The organism is Streptomyces hokutonensis (assembly GCF_000376565.1).
GTDB lineage: Bacteria > Actinomycetota > Actinomycetes > Streptomycetales > Streptomycetaceae > Streptomyces > Streptomyces hokutonensis.
In genome coordinates this window covers 1-22,736 of the sequence record NZ_BARG01000044.1, presented here as the reverse complement: position 1 = coordinate 22,736, position 22,736 = coordinate 1, and the positions used below count along the sequence as shown (strand labels likewise).

Annotated in this window: 28 protein-coding genes; 3 read left to right on the top strand and 25 right to left on the bottom strand. The window is 70.1% G+C overall.

All coding sequences use genetic code 11. The features are described 5' to 3' along the window. The first annotated feature begins 42 nt into the window (after nt 1-42). Together SSP08S_RS62865 and SSP08S_RS26245 are read left to right on the top strand one after the other, a co-directional pair. Nucleotides 43-606, top strand: coding sequence for a hypothetical protein (locus SSP08S_RS62865; protein ID WP_174479413.1), 564 nt, complete (start codon nt 43-45; stop codon nt 604-606). Between the two features lie 247 nt (nt 607-853). Continuing rightward, nucleotides 854-2,074, top strand: coding sequence for an RCC1 domain-containing protein (locus tag SSP08S_RS26245; protein ID WP_019070612.1), 1,221 nt, complete (start codon nt 854-856; stop codon nt 2,072-2,074). A gap of 693 nt (nt 2,075-2,767) precedes the next feature. On the opposite strand, the gene SSP08S_RS61865 is transcribed toward SSP08S_RS26245, so the two are convergent. The 5 genes from SSP08S_RS61865 to SSP08S_RS26215 all read right to left on the bottom strand — a co-directional run bounded on the left by SSP08S_RS61865 (nt 2,768) and on the right by SSP08S_RS26215 (nt 7,266). Next, nucleotides 2,768-4,420, bottom strand: coding sequence for a hypothetical protein (locus SSP08S_RS61865; RefSeq protein WP_158697206.1), 1,653 nt, complete (start codon nt 4,418-4,420; stop codon nt 2,768-2,770). Between the two features lie 4 nt (nt 4,421-4,424). Next, complete coding sequence (locus tag SSP08S_RS26230; RefSeq protein ID WP_019070610.1) at nt 4,425-5,096, bottom strand: RNA polymerase sigma factor; 672 nt, start codon at nt 5,094-5,096, stop codon at nt 4,425-4,427. Next, on the bottom strand, nt 5,090-5,395 hold the full coding sequence (locus SSP08S_RS55915; protein WP_019070609.1) for a hypothetical protein: 306 nt from the start codon (nt 5,393-5,395) through the stop codon (nt 5,090-5,092). Before SSP08S_RS55915 ends, SSP08S_RS26230 begins: the two co-directional genes overlap by 7 nt. Nucleotides 5,396-5,518: 123 nt before the next feature. Beyond that, a complete protein-coding gene (locus SSP08S_RS26220) occupies nt 5,519-6,499 on the bottom strand; it encodes an ATP-dependent DNA ligase (RefSeq protein ID WP_078532519.1) in 981 nt (326 codons plus the stop codon). Between the two features lie 497 nt (nt 6,500-6,996). After that, entirely contained in the window at nt 6,997-7,266 is a 270-nt protein-coding gene (locus SSP08S_RS26215) for a hypothetical protein (RefSeq protein ID WP_019070607.1), read from the bottom strand. 98 nt (nt 7,267-7,364) lie between these two features. On the opposite strand from SSP08S_RS26215, the gene SSP08S_RS26210 reads away from it, so the two are divergent. Continuing rightward, entirely contained in the window at nt 7,365-7,610 is a 246-nt protein-coding gene (locus SSP08S_RS26210) for a hypothetical protein (protein ID WP_019070606.1), read from the top strand. Nucleotides 7,611-7,764: 154 nt separating this feature from the next. On the opposite strand, the gene SSP08S_RS26205 is transcribed toward SSP08S_RS26210, so the two are convergent. The 20 genes from SSP08S_RS26205 to SSP08S_RS26110 form a co-directional block, all read right to left on the bottom strand. Next, on the bottom strand, nt 7,765-8,745 hold the full coding sequence (locus SSP08S_RS26205; protein WP_019070605.1) for an MSCRAMM family protein: 981 nt from the start codon (nt 8,743-8,745) through the stop codon (nt 7,765-7,767). 36 nt (nt 8,746-8,781) lie between these two features. After that, nucleotides 8,782-9,558, bottom strand: coding sequence for an SPDY domain-containing protein (locus SSP08S_RS26200; protein ID WP_026178834.1), 777 nt, complete (start codon nt 9,556-9,558; stop codon nt 8,782-8,784). A 57-nt stretch (nt 9,559-9,615) separates the two neighbouring features. Next, entirely contained in the window at nt 9,616-10,104 is a 489-nt protein-coding gene (locus SSP08S_RS26195; RefSeq protein WP_019070604.1) for a hypothetical protein, read from the bottom strand. A gap of 30 nt (nt 10,105-10,134) precedes the next feature. Then, complete coding sequence (locus SSP08S_RS26190; protein ID WP_019070603.1) at nt 10,135-11,004, bottom strand: SPDY domain-containing protein; 870 nt, start codon at nt 11,002-11,004, stop codon at nt 10,135-10,137. A 36-nt stretch (nt 11,005-11,040) separates the two neighbouring features. Beyond that, the gene (locus tag SSP08S_RS63595) at nt 11,041-11,676 is read right to left on the bottom strand and encodes an HAD-IA family hydrolase (protein ID WP_019070602.1); all 636 of its coding nucleotides are present in this window, start codon (nt 11,674-11,676) and stop codon (nt 11,041-11,043) included. Beyond that, on the bottom strand, nt 11,673-12,830 hold the full coding sequence (locus SSP08S_RS63590; RefSeq protein ID WP_026178833.1) for an MFS transporter: 1,158 nt from the start codon (nt 12,828-12,830) through the stop codon (nt 11,673-11,675). The genes SSP08S_RS63595 and SSP08S_RS63590 overlap by 4 nt, the downstream gene beginning before the upstream one ends. Then, nucleotides 12,827-14,053 carry an ATP-grasp domain-containing protein gene (locus tag SSP08S_RS55910; protein ID WP_019070600.1) on the bottom strand — a complete coding sequence of 409 codons (1,227 nt, stop codon included), beginning with the start codon at nt 14,051-14,053 and terminating at the stop codon, nt 12,827-12,829. The genes SSP08S_RS63590 and SSP08S_RS55910 overlap by 4 nt, the downstream gene beginning before the upstream one ends. Before the next feature lie 95 nt (nt 14,054-14,148). After that, a complete protein-coding gene (locus SSP08S_RS26170) occupies nt 14,149-14,451 on the bottom strand; it encodes a hypothetical protein (RefSeq protein ID WP_019070599.1) in 303 nt (100 codons plus the stop codon). A gap of 29 nt (nt 14,452-14,480) precedes the next feature. Beyond that, a complete protein-coding gene (locus SSP08S_RS26165; RefSeq protein WP_019070598.1) occupies nt 14,481-15,716 on the bottom strand; it encodes an MFS transporter in 1,236 nt (411 codons plus the stop codon). Then, nucleotides 15,713-16,231: a hypothetical protein gene (locus SSP08S_RS26160; protein WP_019070597.1), complete on the bottom strand. Its 519-nt coding sequence runs from the start codon at nt 16,229-16,231 to the stop codon at nt 15,713-15,715. The genes SSP08S_RS26165 and SSP08S_RS26160 overlap by 4 nt, the downstream gene beginning before the upstream one ends. Further along, on the bottom strand, nt 16,228-17,055 hold the full coding sequence (locus SSP08S_RS26155; protein ID WP_019070596.1) for a winged helix-turn-helix transcriptional regulator: 828 nt from the start codon (nt 17,053-17,055) through the stop codon (nt 16,228-16,230). Before SSP08S_RS26155 ends, SSP08S_RS26160 begins: the two co-directional genes overlap by 4 nt. A gap of 42 nt (nt 17,056-17,097) precedes the next feature. Continuing rightward, nucleotides 17,098-17,511 (bottom strand): hypothetical protein, encoded by a 414-nt coding sequence (locus SSP08S_RS26150; RefSeq protein ID WP_026178832.1) that lies wholly within the window; start codon nt 17,509-17,511, stop codon nt 17,098-17,100. Between the two features lie 10 nt (nt 17,512-17,521). Next, nucleotides 17,522-17,965, bottom strand: a complete 444-nt coding sequence (locus SSP08S_RS26145) for a hypothetical protein (protein WP_019070594.1) — start codon at nt 17,963-17,965, stop codon at nt 17,522-17,524. Then, nucleotides 17,962-18,444: a hypothetical protein gene (locus SSP08S_RS26140; protein WP_019070593.1), complete on the bottom strand. Its 483-nt coding sequence runs from the start codon at nt 18,442-18,444 to the stop codon at nt 17,962-17,964. Before SSP08S_RS26140 ends, SSP08S_RS26145 begins: the two co-directional genes overlap by 4 nt. Before the next feature lie 99 nt (nt 18,445-18,543). Continuing rightward, nucleotides 18,544-18,891 carry an SH3 domain-containing protein gene (locus SSP08S_RS26135; RefSeq protein ID WP_245607955.1) on the bottom strand — a complete coding sequence of 116 codons (348 nt, stop codon included), beginning with the start codon at nt 18,889-18,891 and terminating at the stop codon, nt 18,544-18,546. 148 nt (nt 18,892-19,039) lie between these two features. Then, nucleotides 19,040-19,786: a hypothetical protein gene (locus SSP08S_RS26130; protein ID WP_019070591.1), complete on the bottom strand. Its 747-nt coding sequence runs from the start codon at nt 19,784-19,786 to the stop codon at nt 19,040-19,042. Between the two features lie 20 nt (nt 19,787-19,806). Then, nucleotides 19,807-20,505 (bottom strand): hypothetical protein, encoded by a 699-nt coding sequence (locus tag SSP08S_RS26125; protein ID WP_019070590.1) that lies wholly within the window; start codon nt 20,503-20,505, stop codon nt 19,807-19,809. 17 nt (nt 20,506-20,522) lie between these two features. Further along, entirely contained in the window at nt 20,523-21,008 is a 486-nt protein-coding gene (locus SSP08S_RS26120; protein ID WP_019070589.1) for a hypothetical protein, read from the bottom strand. Beyond that, the gene (locus SSP08S_RS26115; RefSeq protein WP_019070588.1) at nt 21,005-21,556 is read right to left on the bottom strand and encodes a DUF4913 domain-containing protein; all 552 of its coding nucleotides are present in this window, start codon (nt 21,554-21,556) and stop codon (nt 21,005-21,007) included. Before SSP08S_RS26115 ends, SSP08S_RS26120 begins: the two co-directional genes overlap by 4 nt. 239 nt (nt 21,557-21,795) lie before the next feature. Then, nucleotides 21,796-22,551, bottom strand: a complete 756-nt coding sequence (locus tag SSP08S_RS26110; RefSeq protein ID WP_019070587.1) for a DNA-methyltransferase — start codon at nt 22,549-22,551, stop codon at nt 21,796-21,798. Between the last annotated feature and the right edge of the window lie 185 nt (nt 22,552-22,736).

Genomic DNA, 22,736 nt, shown 5'->3' with positions numbered 1-22,736 from the left:
GCAAGGCAGAGCGCATTCGTTTGCACCTCTCTCCAACTCGCCGTGCATGCGCTGGCACACCGATGGACAGAGGCTGACCTCGGTCTGGCGGGTCAGGCCGAGGTACCGCATCTTGGGGAGCGCCAGACGGCCGGCGCCTTCGACGTTCTCGGGCGGCTGATGCTCCCCTACGCCTCACCCGAGGGCTGGACCGCCGCCGTCTTCACCGACCTGGCCCGCGGCGACGAGGCGTGGGAGGCGGCGGTCAAGCTGGGCAAGTACATCCTGCACCCGACTTTCCTGGCCCTCGCCGACGACGCGACCCGTGTCGTCGGCGAGGCCGTGCACCACATCCATGTGGACCGCCTGCAGGCGCTGGCCGACTCGGTGCGACACTTCGCGTGCGCCGCTGTCCCACCCCCTCCGCCGGTGATCGGACAATGGGTAGTGAGGGCGCCCGCCGAGAAATCGGTGCCCGATGTGCCGGCGATCGGCTTTTACGTGGCACTCGCGGACTTCCCGGGCGGGGGCGAAACGGTGATCAAGAAAATGCGCCTCGTGGACGAGTCGGACGGTTTGAGCATCGACGACCCTCATCTGCGTGGCCACGGTCCGATCGGCCTCTGACCGGGACCGCTGGAGCGCACTCGGGACGCGTTGCTTCTAGGCCCCCGAGGAGGCGCTCAATGTTCGATGAGAATGCTCAACCTTCGCTGCGAGGGGTCAGTAGTTGGCCATTGTCAGCGTTAGTTGGCCACCGAGTCGTGCGACTAGTCCGCTGACTGGGTGAACGGGAGTCAAGTCGCACGCGCGGTGACTGTCGGGACCGCTACGAAGATCACGCGATGTTCGTGATCTTCGGAAGGAATCGTTGGTGCACCTCTCCCGTACAGGTCGCAGGCTTGCTGCCGCGCTCTGCTCGCTCGCCGTCGTACTCGTCCCGATCACCGCTCATGCAACTGCTCCCGGTGCGCCGCATGCCCGGGCGAAGCAGGAGAAGCGGCTGAAGTCGTGGGGCAACAACCGTTCCGGTCAGCTCGGTGACGGCACCTGGACCGACTTCCGGACCACCGCGACGACCGTGCTCGGGCTGACCAGCGCCGAGGTGGTGAAGATCGCCGCCGGTGGGGGCGGTCCGACCAACGGGCACGGGCTAGCTCTGCTGACCGACCGGACCGTGCAGTCCTGGGGCGCCAACGGCTCGGGCCAGCTCGGTGACGGCTCGGTGTTCTCGCACAACGCCCCCGGCCAGGTCGTCAACCTCTCGAACGCCACCGACATCGCCGCAGGCGGAGCGCACAGCCTGGCCCTGCTGGCCGACCAGACCGTGGTGGCCTGGGGCCGCAACAACTACGGCCAGCTCGGCAACGGCACCAACTCCGACAGCAGCGTCCCGGTCCGGGTCGAGGGCCTCAACAAGGTCGTCGCGATCGCGGCGGGCCTCAACCACAGCCTCGCCCTGCGCGAGGACGGCACGGTGTGGGCCTGGGGCTACAACATCAACGGCCAGCTCGGCGACGGGACTTCGGCCAGTCGTAACGTCCCCTCCCCGGTCCAGAGCCTGACGGGAGTCACCCGGATCGCGGCCGGCTGCAACCACAACCTCGCCCTCGTCGGCCGCCCGGGCAGCGACAACGCCGTGAAGGCGTGGGGCTACAACGCCACCGGCCAGCTCGGCGACAACAGCACGATCAACCGGTCAACCCCGGTCGACACCCAGGGCATCTGGACCAACGGCGTCTCGCAGATCGCCGCCGGCTGCAACCACAGCATCGCGGTCACCGGCGCCGACAACCGTCTCAAGACCTGGGGCCAGAACACCTCGGGCCAACTCGGCGACGGCACCACCGACTACCGCATCACACCGGTCCCGGTCCCAGCCCTGACCGGCGTCCAGTTGGTGGCCGGCGGCCGAGAACACACCATGGTCCTGCTCAGCGACAACACGGTCCGCTCCTGGGGCGCCAACAGCTCCGGCCAACTCGGCAACGGCACCACCACCGAGAGCAGCACCCCGGTCACCACACTCACCGCCCTGACCGGCGTCGACAAGATCGCCGCACCGGTCGGCAGCGACTTCAGCCTCGCCAACTGACGGCATTCCTCACCGCTCACAAGTCAGCACTCTCAGTCTCGCCCCCGGACGGTCACTACGCTCCGGCCGGGCGGCGGGCAGTGAGGGTGACGACCATCAAAGGGATCGCGGCGGCGGAACGAGACACGATCTTCGGCGCCGAAACCGAGACCGCAGTGGCCAACCATCTCTGAGCAAAATGGCCAACTGCCATTGAACACAGCGCAGTCACCGCTGGTCTCGCCCCTGCCAACAGCCAACTACCGCTGACGGTCACAGCTGTTTTGACGTCCAGCGATAGTTGTCCTCTGTCACTGAAGTTTGAGCGGTTGACAGTGAACTTTGACCAACCGCCAGTTCGTGACACCGAAGTTTGATCACCGCTGGTCAGCGACCCGGGTGACCGCGGCCGAGGTCGCTGACATCCGTCCGCGCCTTCATGGAAACGACGCTCGCCAGTCCGCCAGCTGACTGAATCTCTGTTCCTGTGGTCGGGTAGTTGGGGGTCCTTGCCGATCCCCAGCTACCCGAGTTTCTGGGCCGCTCGGAGCCCTCGGCGTACGGCTCGACATCCGCTTCACGCCGCGCCGCCTCCGCACCAGGCTCCGAGGAGCCTGCAAGTTCCTTAGCAAACCGGGTGGCAGCCGGCGGACGCCCAACACGGGTCAGGAACACTAACAGTCGAACCGATCAAGGTAGCCGCGGAGGTCCCAATCAGGCATTCTCCTCCGCCTCGAACAAAGCACCGGCGAGTGAGCCCACGGGATCTGGTGAAGATAGCGGGTCCGCGCCCGGCGGTTCCGCGCTTACACGGGTGACGTAAATTCCGAAGCTTGCACCAGCCAGTCTCGGCCCACACTCCGTGCACTCGGAAACAAACGTGTCTAGATGACGTGAGTCGACACGCTCGGCGCAGGTCTGGCTGAACCTCTCTGTTGGCGCTTCATGGCATCGAGAAGGAAATTCGAACACTAGGAGACTCTGTCCAATTTCGCCGATACTGACGCCGGCAAGTCTGGTGGCATTGAAGGCGATTTCACCAGCAGCGTCACTGGAGCCACCGTACGGTAGTGCTTCTGGCCCTCGACCATCGATGTTCCGGCAGCGGGAGCAGGCGGCGCGGGGCCTGTCCGCAAGGCTTTGCCAGGCGACTTCGTGCGTCTCGCCGTAGGAAATGGTTTCAATGACCTTGGCGGCCCTCAGTGTGAACGGCACCGGCCAGACGTCCCGTGCCGTTCGCGTCCACGATGACATTACGTCGGCCCACGGTTCGATATTCGCCGGGGGCACGGTCACATTTCTAATTGCGTCGGCCTCCCGGGAATGACGGAGACGGCAGGATTCCAAAGCGAACGTGGACAACTCCCTGTAGGATGCTGTTGGATCGGGGTCTAGAATTACGGCACAATCCGCCAAACCTAGATCAGGAAGCTCGGGCCTTTCAAATCTGCTCTGCGTCGCACGCGGTTGCATTAGATGCGAAAGCAACTCATAGATGAGCCTGGTTTTCCCCTGCCCTCCGAGGCCAGTGAGGAGATGGATGGTTGTGTCCGTTCCGCCCCACGCGGCCAGGGGGGCGATGTCGGCCCGGCTTGGGTAGTACAGGAGAGAAGGAGTCTCGTCTCCGTGATTCCCGATGAGTACTAGCCCGTGTGGCAACGCGGGTGGGCTTGCCTGCTGTTCTTGAGCACCGCTGCCCACGTTGCTGCCTGCCGGTGAATCTGCAGCGGGCAGCAACGATTCCAGGTACTCGCAGACGTCGGGGTAGAACTCATGGTCTTGTGCCTCGTACGGCCCGCGCTCAGGCGAGAGGAAGCACTCTGCCCAGTCGCCTGACCACGTCGGGGCATTGTCCTGGATCGGGCTCCGGCCTTCCGGCGGCTGGATGCGGCTGATCAGACGCCGGGCGTCTTCGTGGCCCCACCGAGCAGCCGTGGCAAGGTGGTTCATGATGAGCCAGACGAAGGCTGCGGTCTTGCCCGAGCCGCAGGCCACGGTGAGCATGAGGCGTTCCTGGCGGTGCTGCCCCAGAAACAGTTCGGTGACAGCCATGCGGAATGCAGCGCCGGGATGCTGTTCATCCATCGCGACGGCGAATGCGGCTCGGGCGGTGGCGAGTTCGCCACGGCGCAGGGCTTTCGTGCCGATCCGATAGGCGCTGTTGGCGTCGCTCCGGACCTCATGGCCGTCATCACCACAGCCGGTTGCCGGTACAGCCCCCCAGTCACCGTCCGGTCGGTCCCAGAAGTCGTACGGTCCCTCCAGCCGTGCCAGGAAGCGCCCTGCAGGGGAAGTCGCGTTCATCCGGTCGTCCTCCTCGCCCGACGCCGTCGCCCACTTCTTGATCAAGAACGAGTTGAGAATCATCGTGTCACCGTTCCTTGTGGGCATCGGGCTGTGTGATCGCATGCCCCGCCCTCGTCCGGTCGCGGATCTCGGGCGCCTCCCGGACCTTCTGCTGCCCGCGGGACCACTGCTGGTAGACCTGGTTCCTCGTGATCCCCAGGGCCGTGGCGACCTCAGCGGAGTCGATGTCCTGAGCCCGAAGCTGTGTGACAGCGCGGCACTGTTCGGCTCCGATCGAATCGATCGCGGCGTGAATCCCGTCCAGCAGCTCCTCGTCCTCCGTCGGTCCCCACAGCGGATCTCGCGTCGCGCCTTGTTCCGGTACCGGCCCATCGGACGGATCCGGCTCTCGGGGCCGCGCGCGCAGGGAGGCACTCTCCAGCGCCTGCTCCAGCGTCGGCTGATCATCGGTGAGCGACTCCCGGGCCTGCCTCTGAGAGACCTTCACCGCCAATCGCCGGGCGGTCGCCTTGATGTAGGCCAGAGGCTCGCGGTCGGGGTCCAGCTGCCCGCACTTCAGGACGGAGTAGAACGCGTCATCGACGATCTCCGCACGAGTAGCCGGGCTCAGCCGGGAGAAGCCCGAGAGGCTCGCGATGATCTTGCGTCGAACCTCCTGAAACTGATCTTCGTCCAGGGCGTACAGATCCAGGGGGACTTTGTCGTCGAGTGCCTGGCCGTCCTCGGTACTCACCACAGCCGGTACTCTCCCAGGCCGTCGTCCTGCGCAGCGTCCTCGGGCCGAGGCGGTGTCCACCAGACCGTCAGTTTGCTTCCGTCCGGGGCCTCGTACTGTGCGATCGCCCCGACCGGGAGATGCCGGAGGATCTGGAGAGCGGTATCCGGGGCCGTACCGGCCGGCGGTGTCGTCTCCAGAGCCTTTCCGCGTGAGAACCGCCGTCTCAGCGCCACCGTACGAGGGTGAGCCGCCACCGTCCTCAGCAGTGAGAACAGGTTGGAGGCGAGCGAGACGTACTCGGGGATCTGCTGGATCATCTGCGCGGAACCTCAAGGGGGTTGGGCTAGAGGTGGACTCGTCCTTCAACTCCTCATAGACACCGGCAGGCTCACTTCTTAACAACAAGGTCAAGATCTTTTAGTCGACCCGGGGCCCTGCCCTCACCCGCCGGAAGTCGGCTCGCCCGCGCCGAACGGCGGTAGGTCGTCAGGTGCGAGGTCCTCGCGCAGCCGTACGAAGCGGACCGGGTGTCGGTAGCGGCCTGCGTCGACGGCGGTGTCGGCAATGAACTCGGCAACCAGGTCCGGCCGGACCGGACGGTATTCCAGCTCGGTGTGGGTCCCCCACCCGGAGTTGAAGTGCCGTCCGATCCAAGGATGTTGGGAGCCCGCCGGGGTCAACTGCTGGGCCAGGTCGCGGCGGGCGGTGGTGTTCAGCGGAGTGGTGCGGGCAACCAGCTGCAAAGCGCCGGAGTGGTCGTAGCGGCCCAGCAGGAGGGTGAGCGGACTCGTCAGGCTGCCGGCGACAGCGCCGATCACCGCTTCGGACGTAACCCGGGCGCGCACCTTGATCCACGCCCTTCTGCCCGGCAGGTAGAGCTGCGAGGCACCTTTCACAACGACCCCCTCGATACCGGCGGCGCCCCAGGCCGGGTCCAGCCAGTCCAAGGCGGTCGCCCGGTTGGCGGTAGAAGGGCAGAGGGTGAACGGGGCGGTGAGCGCCTCGCGGGCGAAGAGGCCCTCCAGGACCGCGCGCCGCTCGCGGTAGGGGCGGGTGAGCAGTTCGGTCGTCCCGGTCTGCAGGACGTCGAACACGATCAGGTAGGCGGGACGTTCAGCCGCAGCCCGGACGGCACTCGGGCCCCGGCGGTGGGCACGACGCTGGAGTTCGCCGAAGTGCAGGCGTCCCTCATGCGGAACGACGAGTTCCCCGTCGAGCACGAGGTCCTCGCCGAGGCGGGTGGCTGCAGCGGCGATGTCGGGGAAGGCGCTGGTCAGATCGGAGCCCTGGCGGGACTGGAGCATGACCAGGCCGGGACGTGCGAAGAGGATGGCCCGGAAGCCGTCCGCCTTAGCCTCCGTGATCATTTGTCCTGGCAGTGCCCCGTCCGGAGGCATCTGCCGTCGTGCTTCGGCGAGCATCGGCTGGATCGGAGGAATCAGTGCCACACAGCCACAACTACGCGGCCCCGCTGCGGCTCGCGCGCTGAGCGCCTCGCCTGGCCGAAGGTCAGGACGGCGATCGCTGCGCGGTCCTGCTCAGGGTGGGCAGGGGCACGACGGTGGCGGTGCCGCGCAGGGCGTCGTTTTCGATCGTGAGCTGCCGGATGGCCTCCTTGTACAGGGCGAGCGTCCGGCGCAGATCGGTGTTCTCCTGCCGCAGCCCGCACAGGTTCGTCTCCTTACGCTCATCGACGTCCGGCCGGTCCGCGTGTGTATCGGGCCGTGCGGGGGCCGGGATACGGGGCTGGACGTGGGTTTCGACCAGGCCGTCGTAGTGGCGGTGGAAGGTGGCGTGCGGATGCCGAGGCGCCGCTCGACGGCGGTGGCGGTCGGGCGCCGACCGCGGGAGGCGGCTTCCTCAAGAACGGCGTCGATAGCGGCGGCCTCGACGGTGTCGGCGTCGGGCAGGGCACGTTTCACGGGGTGAGTTCCGGGGCGTGGCGGGCGAGGAACGCGGCCGTGGCACGGTGCTGTTCCTCAAGGCGGTGACGGACGTAGAGGGCGAGGCGGTCGCCGCCGGCCAAGCCGTCCTCCAGCCGGGCGAGGCGGCCAGCCAGGGCGTGCCGGTTGGCGTGGGTGAGAGCGGTGTTGCGGCAGGCGAGGGGCTGACAGTCGGCCAGGACCGCCGTCTCGGCGAGATCGGCGCGTGCGGCCAGGAACTGCGGCCAGACGGTCGAAACAGCCACTTGAACAGGTCCCGTCAGAGGTTATCCACAGGGCTGCGCACGGTTGTGGACTAGGCCCTACGGTGCTGCGCAGACGTTCACGAATACGGAGGTGTGCGATGCAGTACGGCGTAGTGGTGGAGGAGCTGGCCTCCGATGTGATGGGCGAGTTGCCGACGGAGGCAGCGCGGCGCGAGGTCTTGGAACTCGTCGAGCTGGTGCGCGCGAACCCGTATGCCTGGCCGGACGTACGGGACCCGGGCAGCGTCGAAGAGATTCGCGAGGCGTTCGGACGCCGCTGCTGGATCCAGTACATGCCGCACGACGGAGCCGTCGAAGTACGCGAGATCGGCTGGGCCGGATAGCGGCAACATGCCGCCCACGTGCCCAGGCATCGTCCGCTCCGACCGGCCACGGGTAACCGCGGCTGCCGACCGCCTCGCCGACATCTGAGAAGACGAAGGGCCCGGGAGTCGGCATAGACTCCCGGGCCCTGGTGCCAGGGTTGGTGCAGTTGGGTCAGCTCTCACCGGACGAGGTGTGTTCACCGCTGCGGCGGATGCGGGCGGCCACAACCAGTCCGATACCGCTGGCGGCCAGCAGACCTGCTCCGCCCGCGAGCCACGGGCTGGCGTCGGCTCCGGTGTGGGCGAGGGAGCCGGTCGGGGCCTTCGACATGGCTTCGCCGGACGCATCGGCCGCCGGAGAGGTGTCGGGGTCCGTCGCGGCAGAGGACGTCGGGCTGGTCGACTCACTGCCGGACGCAGTGGGATGGTCCGTCGGCTTCGCGGTCGGATCGGGGCTTGATCCGATGGCTCCCTTGGAGTTGGTGACGGTCACGGTCACCGCGGCGCCGGGGCCTGCGGTGAACGTCTTGGACAGCTTGTAGAGGTCGTAGCCGGCGGGGGCCTTGATCTCCTTGACCCAGAACTGCGTCTTCCGGCTCGACACCGGCAGTTCTCCGGAAGCCGTGCCCTTGGCCCCGGTAGTCAGGGTGAGCAGCGTCGACTCACCGATGCCGATGTTCACGGTCGCGCCGGGCAGAAGTCTGCCTGTCTTGTCATCCTTGGCCTGTAGGAGGACCTTGGCGGCTTTGAACGGGTCGGTGATCGTCAGCCGTGTGGTCGCGCCCGGGGTGACGATGACGTCCTGGTCGGCGACGACCTCGTGGAGCGGGCTGCCGGAGGCCGTTTCCTTGAGCCGGTAGACGCCTGGAGCGAGGCCGGGGAAGGCCAGTTTCCCCTGTGCGTCGGTCTTCCCGCGTCCGGCTTCCTGGCCGGCGGAGTCGAGCAGCAGGAACGCGGCACCGGGGAGCGCGTCCCCGGCCGTGTCCTTGGTGGTGATCTCGACGCTGCCCGCGTCCGGGGCCGGTGTCTCGCCCAGGGCGGCAGAGGCCGAGGGGGTCGGTTCGGAGGACTGGGCGCTCGCGGCCGGGGCCCAGGTGAGGGTGCCCGTCACGGCGATGGCGACGGCGGCGGATCGGACGAAACGTACGTGCACGAGGAAGAGGGCTCCTTGGTCAACGGGGCGGGGAGGTCAGCGGGTTCGGCCAGAGACCGGCGCGGGCGGCGGGGCGACAGGCGGGTTGCCGTGCGGCGGCTTGGCTGTTGTGGTGGCGATGTAGAGAGCGCGGCGGGTGCGGATGGGAACGTCCTGGACGGTGCGGTGCAGTGGCTCGGTGGAGATCAGCGAGGCGGTGAAGGCCGCGGCGAGCGTGGTAGGTGTGCCGAACGAGAAGTCCGCCCTCCAGTGCGGCTCATTGGGGAGTCCGCCCCAGGAGCGCCACGCCGGCCCGCTGGACCCGCTGAAGTCGTATCGGTGGCGTACGCCACCGAGTCCTTCCGGGGTCAGGAAGGTTTGTGTCCCGTCGGTCTTGACCTCGTGGCTCCAGCCGCGGGTGAGCAGCGGCGCGTACGCCTCGTGCGGCGCCGTCTCGTCCTGGAGCAGCCGGTCCTGGTCGCTGTGGCGGTCTTCGAGGTAGAGGTCGAGCAGCTCGGCGTGGACGTCGTGGAGCAGTTCGACGGGGGTGGTGGCGTCGAAGGTGATCCGCCAGGTAGGCGCGGTGAACGGGGCACGGTGCGCGCTGATGGTCCACGCGCCCTTGCCGGGCTTGGGCTCGTAGGTGGTCTGCAGCCGCAGGCACGGGCTGAAAGCGGCGGCCGTGCCGTCGTCGGTCTGGGCGAACTGCCAGCCTTCGTCGTAGGGGAAGGCCCATGCGGTGCGGGGGTCGATGGTGCCGGGCCCGGCGAGGTGGCGGGGAAGGACCTGCACGGTCTGCGTGGGGTCGAGGTTCTCGAAGGGGTGGTTCGTCACGGGCAGGGCTCCTGCTGGGAAAGGTACGGAACGCCTGGGCGGCGGAGTGGGCACGGCTCAGCGGGCGCGGGTGCCACTGCGGGTGACCGGCGCGGCGGGAGCCGTGTGCGCGGTCCGGCCTGTGGGGAGGCTCGGTGCGGACGCGGTCCAGGCGCCGGGGAACCAGACGGCGGTGTACTGCTCGATGGCGTCGCGCAACCCGGTGGTGACGGCTCCTTCCCACGGCGGCCGGCCGGGGCGGTGGTAGGTGTCGAAGGTGCCGTACTGCTTGGTGTTCGGCCGGGTGTTGGTCGCTTCGTCGCGGCGGTGGAATGTGCCGTGCTCCACGAAGCTGAGCGCCACCGCGTCGATCTCGCCGCGATCCGGGTGGACGACTGCCACGCGTAGCCCGCCGTAGGTGTCCGCGTGGATGGTGCCGGTGAAACCGATCCGCAACCGCAGCGGGATGCCGGGGATGGGGACGGCGAAGTAGGTGTTGCCCACCACGGTGTGATCGGGGAAGGGGAGGCACAGCTCGGCGAAGAACTCCGGGGCCTGCAGGGACAAGAGGGGTCTCCGGTCGGTGTCGGGCCGGGGTCAGCGGCGTGGGCCGGGCAGGGCCTGTCGGCTGGTGGTGCTCCAGCGCGGGACGCTGGTGGCGGGCAGCGCTGCCGGGCGGCGGGACGCGGCGGCGCGCTGCACGTCGAGCGGTGTCGGTGCCGGCGGTCCGGGAGGGAGGATCGGGGTGAGCTGGGCCATGCCCTTGATGTAGCTGAAGGTGTCCTGACGCCACCGGGACAGTGGAGCGGGATCGGCGACGCTCTGGGTGACGGCGGTGAGCAGGGCGACGGGGGTGTCGGTGCTGGCCGTCGCGTACCAGACGGGTCGGTCGATGGACTTGCCCGCCCACAGCTGCCAGCGGGCGTCGCGTGTCGTCAGCTCGGCTTCCGGGTCGAGGTCGCCGGTGGTGAACTCCAGGCCGGCGAGGCCGTCCGGAGCCTGGACGGCGAAGACGCCCCAGCGCGGGCGATCGATCTCCCAGCCCTGCTTCAGGAGCGGGACGACGGCGAGGAAGGGATCGTGCTCGTCGATCCCGGCGACCGGCCGGGCGAGATAGGCGTCCGGTCCCTGCTCGTACGCCGTGGCAAGGACAGTGGTGAACGCCTGGACAAACTCGGTGGGGACACGGTCGTTGAAGCAGACGCCCCATGCCGGCGGCCCGAAGGAGTCCTTGTAGGCGTTGATGCGCCAGAGTCCGTCGTCTTCGCCTTCCGGCAGGTAGCCCAGCCGTACGCGCCGGTCGGGGGCGCTCACGTAGAGGTTGGAGTCCTCGTCGTAGTGGTGGTCCCAGCCGAGGTCGATGAGCGGTGCGAGGGCGGGATCGCCGGTTCCGGTCGTAGAGGCGAGGTAGCGCGGAGAAACGAAAACGTCTCCGTCAATCGTGCGCAGGTCGTCGTGGGAGGTCACAGGTTCCTGAAGAGGTAAGGGATCTGGGAAGGCGCGTCAGCCGGGGACGTGCAGCAGTGCTGCTTCGAGGTCGGCGATCCGACCGGTGTAGTGCAGGGTCCGCAAGCCCAGGCCCTCGGCGGCCTGGCAGTTGTCGGCCCGGTCGTCGACGAACAGCACCCGCCGCGGATCTCGGGCTCCCGTCGCGGCCAGGGCCTGCCGGTAGGCGGCAGGGTCGGGCTTGACCGTCTGGAGCCGGGCCGAGTAGAAGGCGCGGGTCATGAGCCGACGACACCAGTCAGTGGCATCGAGGACGTCGCTCAAGTGGGCGGGCGCGTTCGACAGCAGGAACAGGGGCAGCCCGGAGTGGTGGGCACGCTCCAGGACGGCAAGCACTCGGTCGTCGGTGGTGGTCCACATCTCGGTGTCGGCGTCGCGCAGTTGGCGCAGCAGACGCGGCCCCGGGTGGGCCCCGAGGACCTTGGCCCAGTACGCCATGTCACTCAACTGCCCGGCGTCGTACGCCGGTCGGGCGTTCCAGACGGCGTTCCGGAAGCCGTTGAGGTCCTGCTCGGGCCAGTTGGCGGTGCGCGCCAGGTGTCGCCACTGGTCGGCGGTGGGCTGGAGGCCGAGGACGCCGTTGTAGTCGAGGATCGCGGCGTCGAGGCCAGGGTGTGTGGTGGTAGGGGTCAAGGGGCGGTGTTCTCCAGGGCGCGGTGGGCGAGCGCGGCGACGGCGGCTGCGAGCAGTGCGGGCATCAGCAGTGCGGTGGTCAGGGTGGTGATCGAGGCGAGGGCGCCGATGAGGGCGGGGCCTGCGAGCAGGCCGAGGTAACCGGTGACGGAGACCGTGGCCACGGCCCTGGGCCCGCCGGCCCCGGCGGCCGTGATGAGCGCGGGGACCGTGGTGGACAGCCCGAGGCCGAAGGCCGCCCACCCGGCCAGGGCGAGCGGCACGCTGGCTGCCGACACACCGGTGGCCAGCCCGGCCGCGGCGAACAGGGCACCGGCACGGACCACGGTGGGGGCGCCGAAGGTGGCGGTGAGCTTGTCGCCCATCAGCCGTCCGGCCATCATGGCGGCGCTGTAGAGGCCGTACGCGGCTGCGCTGACGGCCGTGGTGGCGTGCAGGCTGTGCAGGTGGACGGCGGCCCAGTCGGCTGCCGCGCCCTCTCCGAGCAGGCTGGCGGCGGCCAGAGCGCCCAGCAGCCACAGCTTCCGAGCCGCCACCGCATGTCCCCCTTGGCCGGCCAACTGCCGGGCGAGCACTGCAGGTTGATCGGCGCCGGTCAGGGCCCGGGTGCGCGGTGCGCCGACGAGAACAGCGGCGGCCAGTGTGAGGCCGGTGATCAGGAAGAGGGTGGTGTGCGGCGTACGGGCCGTCGCCGCGGCGAGGGCGGCGCCGCCGAGGGCGCCGCCGGAGTAGGCGGCGTGCAGGGACGCCATGATGGGCCGCCGGCAGGCGTTCTGGCAGCGCACGGCCGCCGTGTTGACGGCGACGTCGAGGATTCCGTGCGCGGTCCCGAAGACCATGGCGGCCAGGAGCAGTGAGGCGAGGGTGGTGCACTGGCCCAGGACGGCGAGGCATCCGGCGAGACCGGCCCCACCGCCGGCTATCAGGGCGGGGAGCCGCTCGGGCCGCACGTACCGGCCGCCGGTGGTGAGTCCGGCGATCATGCCGAGGGCGGCGGCCAGCAGCACCAACGAAAGGCGTGCGGTGCTCAGTTGGGCGGCGTGCTGGACGGCGGGCATCCGTGCGCCCCAGATGGCCATCACCACGCCGAGGCCCAGGAAGTAGCCGGTCAGCACGGCCCGCGTACGGCGGGCGGCGGCAGGAGGACGGCTCATGCCGCCTGGTCTTCGACGACGGGAACGCCGGCTGTGCGGGGCGTGAGGTGGACGTCGAGGCGGCTCATGGCCTGCTCGGCGCGGGTCTGCGCCACGTCGGCGGTGGGCCCGGTGGTGATGAGGTAGCCGATGCGGGCGGTGAACATGTCTCCCCCGTCGGCGGGGAGCACCAGGTCGTCGCCGACGTGGTGCTGGAGGTGGAGCCGCTCCAGCCACGGCGGCCGTTCCCCCTCGTACGCCAGGCGGTCGAGGGTGCCGGAGGTGTCGGGGTAGATGAGGCGGATCGCGGCGGCGCAGGAGTGGGTGGGGGTGAGGTCGGGGGTACGGTCGCAGGCGATGTCGGCGGCGGCGCGCGGCAGGTCGATGCCGGTGGCGAGGCTCACCAGGTGTCCGATCATGTCGCCGGCGATACGGCCGTTGACCTCGATGAGGCGGGGGCGGCCGTCGACCAGGCGTATCTCGACGTGGCTGACGCCGTCGGTGATCCCGAGCGCGCGGATCGCCGCCCGTGCGGCGGGTGCCACCGTGGCGAGCAGCGGGTCGGCCGCGTCCACTGAGTGCGCCATCTCCTCGAAGTACGGCGGCTCGCTGACGGTCTTGCGGGTGAGGGCGACCGCGGTGGTCTCGCCGCGGTAGGTGACGCACTCGACCGAGACCTCCGGCCCGTCCAGGTACTCCTCGACCAGCACGCTCCGGCTCTCGACCCCGAGCCCGGCCGCTTTGGCCGCGAACTCGTAGGCCACGCCGAGGTGTTGGGGAGTGTCGGCCCGGATGACTCCGATGCTGGCCGCGTGCGCGGCGGGCTTGAGGACGACGGGATAGCCGATCCGCTCGGCGGCCTGGGTCGCCTCGTGGGCGTCGCGGACGCTCACCGAGGCGGCGGAGGGGACGCCGTGCCGGGCGAACAGGGTGCGTGCGGTGGCCTTGTTGCGGCACGCCTGCATCACCTCGGGAACCGTGGTGGGCAGGCCGAGTTGGCGGGCGAGGCGTGCGACCGGGACGAGATACCACTCGGTCCAGGTGAACACCCCGGCCAGCCGGTGGCGTTCGGCCAGCATGCGGGCTGCGGCGGACAGCGCGGCCTGGTCGGTCGGGTCGGGCACGACCACGCAGTCGCGGATGTAGGGCACCTCCCACGACGGCTCCTCGCCGGTGATGAGGACGACGTCGTAGGCGGCGGCCACGGATCGGAGGCAGTAGCCGCGGTATCCCTCGGCGTCCATGTCGGATGCGGCGATGACCAGGACGGCACTACGAGCAGGCAAGAAGGGGTTCTCCATATCGGTGGGCGGCAGGACGAGAGAAGGCAGGGGGCGTCTCAGGCGGCACGGCGGCGGCGCAGCTCGAACGCCCTGGCCCAGTGGGGGTGGTCGTCGATCAGGCGGCGGGCGTAGAGGGCGGTGAAGTTGTTGTTCAACCCGGTGACTCCGTAGGGGAGTTGGCGGCGCAGGTCTTCGAAGAGGTCCTTCAGGCTGACCCGGGTGGCGCCGGCGGCCAGGCGGCGGGCGGCCATGCGTTCCAGGGCGCGGTAGACGTGTGGGTTGTGCGCGTCGAAGGCGCGGAACTGGTCCGTGATGCTGCGACCGGTCGCGCGGTGCGATCCGAGGACGGCGAAAGGCATGAGGGTCTCCACAGGCTGGGTGCGGCGGGTCAGGTGCGCAGGGCGGGATCGGTGCGCAGCCGGGCGAAGGCGCAGAACAGGCCGAGGGCCTGGAGGGCGGCGCACGCGGTGATGACGTGGCCCATCGCGTCGGGCGGGGTGAGCGCGGTGAGCACGCCGGCGAGGGGGAAGGGCAGCAGGAGGATGAGGATGGTCGCCGACAGGGTGCTGCCGAATGTCTGCGGTGGGATCAGGCGGGAGCGCAGGGTGCGCAGGACGACCGTCATGCCGCCGTCGGCCGCCATGAGGAGCGCGACCAGAAGCAGGTAGGACCGGTAGTCGGGGGCCTGGGCGGCGGCGAGACAGGCGAGCGAGGCGAGGGTCGCGCAGGTGGCGCCGACCGGCCACAGGCCCAGTCGGTCGATCGCCAACCGGCAGAGCGTGACGCTGAGGAGTGTCGCTGCGGCGGCTGCGGACCAGACCAGGCCGACGGCGGTGGTGGACTGCCCGAAGTGCTGGACGACGATCACCGGGCCGGCCGCTTGGAGGAGGCCGGTGGCCAGGTTGGACAGGGTCAGTCCGGTCACCAGCCAGCCGAGCGCGGGCAGGGAGCGGATGGTGCGCCACCCGGTGAGGAGTCCGGTGCCCAACCGTGCCTTTGGCGCGCGGGCGGGGGCGACGGGCGAGGGCGGTGTGCGCAGGGCGAGCAGTGCGGCGAGCAGTGAGAGCACGGTGATCACCGCGAGCATCGTCGGCGGCCCGGCGAGCAGGAGCACTGCGGCGAGCGCCGGGCCGGCCAGGATCGCGGTCTGGTCGATGCCGAGCAGGACGGCCTGGGCGCGGTGGGCCCGCGCGCCCGCTCGTCGGCCGGCGGCGGCGCCCGCGGTCTCGGCCGCGATGTAACTGAACTCGGTGAGCACGCCTGTTGTCGCCGCGAGCGCCATCACGGTCGCGCTCGCTGAGGTGCCGGACGGGTGGAGATGGAGAAGGAGCGCGCCGGCCGCGAGGGTCAGCGCGCGTCCCAGAGAGGCGAGGTGGAAGACCACGGCAGCCCCGCGACGGTCGACGACCGCCCCGGCCCACCCGAACGCCGCCAGCCGCGGGATCCACTCCAGGGCGAACGCGGCGCCCGTCAGCGCGGCGGAGCGCGTGGTGGCCAGGACCAGCAGCGGAATGCCGTAGGTGGACATCGCAGAGGCGAGAGCGTCCGCCGTGCGCGGCAGGTAGATGCCGCGCAGCAGCCCGGCGGTGTGGCGTGCATGCCGGGGTGTGACCGATGTGCTCACGCGACCGGATCGGGCTCGGACACCCGGGTGACCTCGGGGTTGCCGGTCAGCCACTGGATCAGGAGGGCCCGGGGACGGGCAAGGTCCGCCTCGGCCTCGGCACTGGACGGGCGCGCGGCGGTCGGCCGCGAGAAGCCGTCGGCGCGCTCGGTGGCGAGCGAGGGCTCCAGGAGGTCGAGGACGTGCCGGATGCGGCTGCTGAACTCGCAGACCGGGGCCGGATACGCGTGGCGTCGGGCCCAGCGCGCAGCCGAGTCGTACAGGTCGGCCAACTCCGAGCCTGCATAGGTCAGTTGGAGACCGGCGCCGGGCGCGACGTGGACGAGACCATGGGCGCGGGCCGTCTCGGTAGCGCGGCGCAGTTGGTGCGAGGCGAGGTCGGGGAGAGTGCCGGCCAGCCGCCGCGGCGGTATCGCCCCGTTGTCATCGATCTCGGTGACCAGGCGGATCAAGGAACGCGAGGCCAGCAGCTCGACAGCGTTGCGTACTTCGGCCCGGGTGAAGAGGGTGGTCATCGGCGCGGGCCTCCCCCCTGGATGCCCGCCATCGGGCGGGTGGCCGGGGTGTGCGAGAAGAGATCGCGGTTGTCCCACGCCGTCCGAGCGGGCGGGAGCACTGCGGGGGCAGGCCGGGCCTGGCTGCTGACCCACGGCCGCGGTGCCGGCGTCGTCTGCGGGTGCCCCCAGACGGGATGGTGGGCCGCCTGGTGGAGGGGCTGCCCGGCGGACCATGCGGACAGGGCTCCGAGAACGGGGCCCAGGCGGTAGCCCGCCCCGGACAGCCGGTAGGGCTGGCCCCTGCCCTGGGTGTCGACCAGGCCGTCGGTGACGAGCTGCCGCAGCGCCGGGTAGATGTTGGTCGAGTCGCTGCTGGGCATCACGATCCGGGCCAGGGCCCGGCCGCTGACCTCCGTGCGGGACTTGAGCACCCACAGGATGGCGGCGGTGTGACGCCGGGTGAGGAGAGTGAGGCTGTCCTCGATCTGCTCGATCGCGGACAGCGGTCGGTCCGCCTTCTCCAGATCCTCCTCGGCCCAGGTGACGATCATCGGCAGGACCGGCAGCAGGGCGGTACCACGCTCGGTGTGACGGTAGGTCACATGCCGTGAGGTGTGCTCGGTGCGCTCGACGAGGCCGGCGTCGCACAGCGACTTGAGCTTGGGATGGAGCTGGCCGCTCTGGAGCCAGGACACCTTGGCCGCCAGCTCGGTGTAGCGCTGCGGCGGGCCGGAGAGGGCCAGCAGGATCCTCACGTTCCAGCTCGGGGTGATCATGGCGAGGGCCTCGGTGACCCGGGCGATGTCGGCGTCGGTGTCAGGGGGCAGAGCGGTGATGGCCAAGTCAGGAACTCCTGGATGGATGAAAGGGGGATCGCCTGCGGGTCAGCGGCTGTGCGCCGTGCTCTGGGCGGGAAGGGGCGGAGCCGGCAACGACGGCGCTGGTGTCGGCGAAGGCGGTGCTGGGGCCGGGACGCGGGCGAGGCTCTGGAGAACGGCCAAGACGGACTTGGTCTGGGCGTCGCGGACGGCGACGGCTTCGGCGAGCCGGCGTGAGCCGTCGAGGAGGTGGGAGACCTCGTGCGGGCCGATCTGCCGCTCGGGGTGGAGGAGCCGGGCGATGTGGTCGCGGTGGACGTCGATGCTGTGCTCGGCGAGGGCGAGGTCGTCGTGCATGCCGAGCAGGGCGGAGAGCATGCCGGGCGGCTGGTCCTGGGTGTGGACTTCGAGGTCGGCGAGCGGCGCGCCGTACAGGTCCTCGATCCGTCCGGCTATCTCGGTGGACGTGAGGTGGGGCAAGCGGTGCCCTTCACGGTCGGCGGGCCCGCGCCGCCCCGGCACGTGGGGGTACCGGGGCGGCGGACGGAGGCAGGGTTGCGGTCGCCCTGAGCTGCGTCGTGCGGACGGGCCGGGCCCGTGGGCCGGGCGAGGGCATGGTGCGCAGCAACTCGCCGAGAGCTGCGCGGTAGCCGTCTCGGGCATCCAGCGCGGCCTCCAGCCACTGCGCGTCGAAGCGGAGCCTGTCCGCCGACAGCTCGCCCATGTCGCGGTCCGGATCCATGTCCGCGTGCACGCGGTCGCGGACGCGGGCGACCTGCTCCTCGGTCAGAGCCAGGAAGGAACGCAGTTCCAGGGCACGGGCGAGCGCGGGAGAGGCATCGGGTCCGGCAGCCGCCTCGTACAGCTCGGGGAGCGGGTTCCCGAAGACCTGCTCCAGATCGGCGTCCAAGGTGCTGGACTTGCCCCGGCTCATCGGGCGGCCCTTCCCGCCCGCCACCCCGACGCCGGCGCGGGTGTGGCCGCAGGCCGTTGGGGAGGACTCGTCTGCACCGCCGGACCGGACCGGGGACGAAGACGGGCGAGCCGTTCGGCGGCGAGGCCCTTCTTGCCCGGAGCGTCCGGGTCCAGGAGCCACCGCACGACCAGGGCCCGGCCGTCGCGTACCGCGACGGCCGCGTTCACGCGGTGGGCGAGGCCCATCGTCGGGTCGTCGACCTCGCTGTGCTGGGTGTCCAGCGCGGCGAGGAGGTCGTCCTCCGCGCGGTCGAGCACCGACTGGGCCTCGACGAGAAGGCCGTGCCACTTGACGACGTCGGTGGCGTCGGGATTCGCCGTCGGCGCGGCGGCGACCGCGGCCTTCAGCTGGTCCATGTCCGTGTCGAAGCGCGCTTCGATCCGTTCGGTGAGCACGCCCACGACATCCTCGGCGTCATCGGATATGCCGTCGGACAAAAGAGTGACTCCTGTTCTGGAAAGGCCGATGCCTGGGGGAATGCGAGGAGCGGCCGTAACCGGCGCCTCAGCCGCCTACGGGCATTTACTGAATGCCTGTCAGTCCAGGCACATCCGGGTATCGCGGTACACGTACGTCGCGGACACCCAGCCCTTGACGCCGGTCGTCTTGTCCGTGATGGAGAGCCAGTTGCCGCTCTTCTTGTGCACGGTGAACTTGTGGCTCTTGTAGAGCACGCCGAGCGCGGTGGACGTCGCGCTGGCCTTGGAGCGGATGGTCACGGCCGTGGCGTGCACCTTGTACGGCAGCGGCGGCTGGGACGAGCAGCTGCTCGCGGGGGCGGCGGTGACGGCTGCGGTGGCCGCGCTGGCGGTGGTGGCGGACAGCACCGGCAGAGCGAGCGCGCCGAGCATCGCCGCGGATATGGCTATTCGGGTCGAGCGCATGCGGAAGAAACCTCCGTGAAGGCACAGGGATTGCGTGGAATGGCGCCGCTGGAGTTGTCCCGGCGGCTGTATAAGGGTCTGGAGAATCGCCGGTTTGGCTAACCGGCGATCGTCGGCTATGTTTCGCCGCGCCGGTCGGCTTCGACGGTCAGCGCGAGTGGCCGGGCGGGTGCGGTGCAGGGGCTTTCGGCACGCCGGCGGGGCGGCTGGCCGCCGCTGCCGGGCGAACCGGCGGGAGGGGGCCGGCCTCGCCGGTGAGCCGGTCGTGGCACCACTGCAGGGCGGCGTCCTTCGTGTCGAAACCGCCCTCGCGCAGGCTGTGGGTCCATGCGTCGGCGTCGACTTCCTCGACAACGACGCGGTACGGGCTGGGAGCTCGCTCGTCCATCGCTCGCAGCGCCACGACGGTGACCATGTCGTCCCGGTCGTCGCAGGTGTAGGAGTAGCCCATGGCGTAGTGGTCGCCGTCGCCCGCGAGGCGTCGCTCCAGTGCGCGCGTCGCCTCGTCCGCCGGTGGTGGCCCCAGCTCGGGGTTGAGGCCGATGGCGTCGGGCGGGCAGCCGCGGTGGATGAGCCAGGACTGCGCCATCGCCGGCAACGGCAGCAGCTCCTTCTCGAAGTCGAACGTCTCCTTCTCCCGGTCCCGCTTCAGGTGCACGGCGACCAGTTGCGGCATGCCGGGGTGGCCCCAGGTGGCGGTGCGGTCGAACAGGACGTAGTAGCTGTGCGCCCCGTTGGGGGTGTGGTGTTCGGCGAGGGGGACGAGCATGTCCTCGCGGATGGCGACCTGGCGGTAGAAGTCGAGGTGCTTGTCCTCGTCGGCGTCGAAGTCGTCGAGCCCGAAGTCGACTTGGGGGATGGACTTCCGGGCCGGTGCCGGTTCGGTGGGAGACAACGAGGGCCTTTCGGTGGGGTTCAGCGCCGCTGTGCCGGGGTGGACGGCGATGTGCCGGACCGGGCCGGGAGCTTCGGCGCCCGGGTCGTGGGCGCGCGTCGGGCGGCGAACAGCGCGGCGCGTCCGGCATCGGTGAGAGCGACCGGCTGCCCGGCGTGCACGGGGTGGCCGGTGTCCCGGACGACCAGGCCGGCGGCCTCCAGGCGCCGCAGCGTGGTGTGAGGGATGCGGGAACCGGAGGCAGTGGTCACGGACATCCGGCCGGTCAGCAGGTGTTCGTAGAGCTTGGCGCCGCCGGCGATGGCGAGCATCGCGGCCTGGTCGTTTGTCGAGAGCGGCTTCGCGCCGGGCGCGGAGGCCGCCGCGGCGGCCTCGACCGGTTCCAGGGCGGCGAGCACCTTCCGGGCAGCGGCGTCGCGTGCGTCGGTGGCATCCTCCAGTTGGTCCACGGTGCGGTCGATGCGCGCCAGCAGGGCGTCATCGACGTCGAACTCGCCGCTGGACAGACGGTGCAGGAGGCGGAGGTAGAAGGTGACGCCGGTCTGGGTCTTGGCCAACTCGCGGTGCTGGTCGACCAGTTGGGCATGCGGCTTGTCGAGGACGCCGCGGTCGCGGTAGGCCCACAGGGTGTCGATGTCGTGGCCGGTGACGGCTTCGATGCGGTGGTCGAGCGGGGAGACCGCACGCCGGGCTGGTGGCGGCGCGGGTTCAGGGGGCACAGGCGACGCTCCGTCGTTCAGTGGGCGTGATGGTGACCGAGGTGCTGGGCCGGACGGGGCAGGCCCGGCAGTGCGGCGGGCGGCGGACCGGGCCGGGGCGCGGGAGTGCTGGTGGCCAGCTGCGGGGAACGGGAGCGGGCCGCGTGCGTGCGGGCGCTCAGCGGCCGGCGGGTCATCCCCAGGCGGCGGCCGACCTCGTCGTAGACATCGTTGCCCGCACGCGGCCGGATGGCGACGACGTGAATCTCCTTCTGATGTGCGGACTCCGCGGGCCCGGGGCGCAGGCCATAGACGAGTCGCCAGTCCTTGCGGGAGTCCACGAACAGCTTGCGATAGCCCTCCAGGTCACCGTCGAGGCGCAGCCCGAAGCGCTGCGCGTTCACGACTTCCTGCAGGTAGGAGAGTGTGAGGTCTCGGATATCGCTGGGAGCCTGGAGGAGATCGTCCAGTGCACGGGGATCGAAGCTCAGTCCGAAGGCGGGCTGTCCCTGTCCCGCGGTCATGGCATCGGCTCGTCCGGCTCGGCGCCCTCGGCCGACTCGGCCGTGGATGCCGTCTCCGTGCGCGCGGACGGCGGCGGGCCGGGCAGAAGACGGTGCGCGGGCCGGTCGGGAGAGGTCATGCAGGCCGACAGCGGGCCGCCCGGTGCGCGGATCGCCGCGACGGCGTGGGTGAGGAAGTCGCGGTGCCACACGAACAGGCCGCTCAATCCGGCTTCGGGGTCCTTGTGCTGCTGGTAGGCGAGCCAGAGGGCGTGGAGCCAGGCCACGACGACGTCGTGCTCCTGCCACTGCAGGCACCAGGGCGCCGCGGTGGTGACCTCCGCCCCGTACACGGGGAGGAAGTAGCCGTCGACCCAGTCCGAGAGGGCGTCGAGTTCGTCCTCCCTTTCCTCCCCGTCGAGTTCCAGGATCGGGCGGGGCTCCGGTGGAGTGGCGGCCGGCGGGCCGCCGAGCCCGGGCATGCCGAACGCGGCGAACGGCGATCCGCTCGGCTCCGGGTCGGCCGCGAGATGGTCGAGCTGCTGGGCCTGTTGCGCCGACTGCTGCATGAGCCGTCGGACGCTCGCCTCGATTCCTTCCAGCTGCTGATCGGGAATGCGGACAGGCTCCAACTCCCCGCCGTCAGACGGTGTTATGGATTCGGGCATGAAGAGTTCGGCCTCCTACGAGACACGGAATGGGAGGAAGTCGAAGCGGCGACGCGCGCAGCGGCCGGCGCGTTGCCAGCCCGCTTCATCGGATTGCCGCCTCGGGCGCCGGGTGCCTTGACGGGAAGTGCGCTCGCGGCTCAGGCGGTGAGAATCACGTCGGCCTGCGTGAGGGTCGCGCGGATCGTTTCGGTGAGCCGGTCGGCTGCGATCGACGCGTAGTGCTCGGTCTTCTCCACGCCGATGAAGTCCCTGCCTTCCAGCAGGGCGGCCACCCCCGTGGAGCCGGAGCCGGCGCAGAAGTCGAGCACCACGCCGCCCTCGGGGCTGATCTTGACCAGTTCGCGCATCACCTCGACGGGCTTCTGCGTGATGTGCTGGCGCTTGGCCCCCGAGGGCTGCGACGCGGAGTACATGCCCGGGAGATAGACCGGGTTGCGGGAGCCGTCGATCGCCCCCTTGCTGGCCCACACGATGAACTCGCAGTTCTGCGTGAACCTGCCCTTCTGGGGCCTGGCCTGCGGTTTGTGCCAGGCCAGCACCCCACGCCACAGCCATCCGGCCGCCTGGATCGCGTCCGTGGTGGTGGGCAGTTGGCGCCAGTCGGTGAACAGCAGCGCGGTCCCGCCGGTCTTCGTCAGGCGGTGGGCTTCGGTCATGATCTGCGTCAGCCAGAACGAGTAGGACCTCTGGTCCATGTTCTCGCCGGTGAAGTCGGCGAGGTCGTTCTTGGAATCGGCAGAGGTGTACTTCTGCTTCGCGGAGCGGGTGGTGCGCTCCTTCGCAGTCCTGCCGCCGGAGTTGTAGGGCGGGTCGGTGATGACGGCGTCGACGCAGCCGTCCGGAAGGCCGGCGAGAACGCTGAGGGCGTCGCCCTGGTGAAGGGAAAACGGCAAAGAGGAACCCCTATTCGGGTGCTGAATCGCGGAGGTAACTCGCCGCCTCGCACCGAATTTCTCGGGGGCCGGGAGCGGGCATGCAGAAGCCCGGGGCCGCAGACCGAGGAGGGCGAGAGGGGAGTTCAAAAACTGTAGAGGCGAAAACGCCGACGACCAAAAAGTGCGGCGCGAGGTACCGGATT

Bases quoted from the DNA above. Each gene is read 5' to 3' on its own strand.
- SSP08S_RS26145 (WP_019070594.1), bottom strand. From the start codon at position 17,965: ATGAGCCGGGGCAAGTCCAGCACCTTGGACGCCGATCTGGAGCAGGTC.
- SSP08S_RS61865 (WP_158697206.1), bottom strand. From the start codon at position 4,420: ATGATTCTCAACTCGTTCTTGATCAAGAAGTGGGCGACGGCGTCGGGC.
- SSP08S_RS26160 (WP_019070597.1), bottom strand. From the start codon at position 16,231: ATGACCACCCTCTTCACCCGGGCCGAAGTACGCAACGCTGTCGAGCTG.
- SSP08S_RS26210 (WP_019070606.1), top strand. From the start codon at position 7,365: ATGCAGTACGGCGTAGTGGTGGAGGAGCTGGCCTCCGATGTGATGGGC.
- SSP08S_RS55910 (WP_019070600.1), bottom strand. From the start codon at position 14,053: ATGGACGCCGAGGGATACCGCGGCTACTGCCTCCGATCCGTGGCCGCC.
- SSP08S_RS26120 (WP_019070589.1), bottom strand. From the start codon at position 21,008: ATGACCGCGGGACAGGGACAGCCCGCCTTCGGACTGAGCTTCGATCCC.
- SSP08S_RS55915 (WP_019070609.1), bottom strand. From the start codon at position 5,395: ATGATCCAGCAGATCCCCGAGTACGTCTCGCTCGCCTCCAACCTGTTC.
- SSP08S_RS26135 (WP_245607955.1), bottom strand. From the start codon at position 18,891: ATGCGCTCGACCCGAATAGCCATATCCGCGGCGATGCTCGGCGCGCTC.
- SSP08S_RS26170 (WP_019070599.1), bottom strand. From the start codon at position 14,451: ATGCCTTTCGCCGTCCTCGGATCGCACCGCGCGACCGGTCGCAGCATC.
- SSP08S_RS26220 (WP_078532519.1), bottom strand. From the start codon at position 6,499: ATGCTCGCCGAAGCACGACGGCAGATGCCTCCGGACGGGGCACTGCCA.
- SSP08S_RS63590 (WP_026178833.1), bottom strand. From the start codon at position 12,830: ATGAGCCGTCCTCCTGCCGCCGCCCGCCGTACGCGGGCCGTGCTGACC.
- SSP08S_RS26115 (WP_019070588.1), bottom strand. From the start codon at position 21,556: ATGCAGCAGTCGGCGCAACAGGCCCAGCAGCTCGACCATCTCGCGGCC.